Source organism: Streptomyces coffeae (genome assembly GCF_016741875.1).
In the GTDB taxonomy this organism is placed as follows: domain Bacteria; phylum Actinomycetota; class Actinomycetes; order Streptomycetales; family Streptomycetaceae; genus Streptomyces; species Streptomyces coffeae.
Map to the genome: position 1 here is coordinate 1 of NZ_JAERRF010000189.1, position 496 is coordinate 496.

At 66.5% G+C, this 496-nt stretch carries 1 protein-coding gene; it reads left to right on the forward strand.

Annotated features, from left to right (window positions below; all coding sequences use genetic code 11):
* Nucleotides 1-130: 130 nt before the first annotated feature.
* Nucleotides 131-496 (forward strand): acyl carrier protein (locus tag JK363_RS41605; RefSeq protein ID WP_307822132.1); only part of this gene is annotated, 366 nt, incomplete at its 3' end.

Below are 496 nucleotides of genomic sequence, written 5' to 3' on the forward strand. Positions count from 1 at the left end.
TCCGCCGCTGTTGCGGGGCCTGATCCGTGCGCGGCGTGCGGCGGGGGGTGCGGTTGCTGCTTCGACTGGCCTGGTTCAGCGGTTGAGTGGGCTGGACGAGGCCGGGCGTCGGGCGTTGTTGCTGGATGTGGTGCGGGGCCAGGTGGCGAAGGTGCTGGGCCATGACAGCCCGGCGGTGGTTGATCCTGCGCGGGCTTTCCGGGATCTGGGTTTTGACTCGTTGATGGCGGTGGAGCTGCGTAATGGGTTGAGCGCGGGGATGGGGTTGCGGCTTGCGGCAACGTTGGTGTTCGACTACCCGACGGTGCAGGCGTTGGTTGACCATCTGTTGGATCAGGTGGTGGGTTCTGAGGCTGCTGGGGTTGTGGGTGGTGTCGGGGTGCCGGTGGGGGTGTTGCCGTCGGTTGCTGATGATCCGGTGGTGATTGTGGGGATGGGGTGTCGGTATCCGGGTGGGGTGTCGTCGCCGGAGGGGTTGTGGGAGTTGGTGTCCGGT